The 587-nt window shown below is 72.1% G+C and carries 1 protein-coding gene; it reads left to right on the top strand.

The window, feature by feature from the left end; translation table 11 throughout:
• Window positions 1–177: 177 nt before the first annotated feature.
• Window positions 178–587, top strand: a 410-nt coding sequence (locus BZL64_RS38290; RefSeq protein WP_143663468.1) for an FAD-dependent oxidoreductase, incomplete at its 3' end; no start/stop codon positions are given.

Genomic DNA, 587 nt, shown 5'->3' with positions numbered 1-587 from the left:
TCTCCTTGGTGAGCTCCACGGTGCTGCTGCTCATGACGTGATTCCTCTTCCCGGTGCTTCCTGCCGGGGTCCTCCCGGCATGGGGTGAAGCCGACCTCACCAACACAGCCGGCCGGTCGCGTATTCCGCGCCCCTACCCGTGTGGCCACGCCGCACACCACCCACCAGACTGACCCCATGACGGAAACGGAAACCATCGCGTACGACGTCGTGGTGCTCGGGGCCGGGCCCGTGGGGGAGAACGTGGCCGACCGCACCCGCGCGGCCGGCCTCACCACCGCGGTCGTGGAGAGCGAACTGGTCGGCGGCGAATGCTCCTACTGGGCCTGCATGCCCAGCAAGGCCCTGCTGCGCCCGGTCATCGCCCAGGCCGACGCCCGCCGCCTGCCCGGCCTGCGCCAGGCGGTGCGGGGCCCCCTCGACGCGGACGCGATCCTCGCCCACCGCAACTACTTCACCTCGGACTGGAAGGACGACGGCCAGGTCGGCTGGCTGGACGGCATCGGCGCCGACCTCTACCGCGGTCACGGCCGCCTGACCGGCCCGCGCACGGTGGCCGTCGGCGACAAGGTGCTGACCGCCCGGCA

The organism is Streptomyces bobili (assembly GCF_002154575.1).
Taxonomy (GTDB): Bacteria; Actinomycetota; Actinomycetes; order Streptomycetales; family Streptomycetaceae; genus Streptomyces; species Streptomyces bobili.
This window is presented reverse-complemented; position numbering and strand designations above follow the sequence as displayed.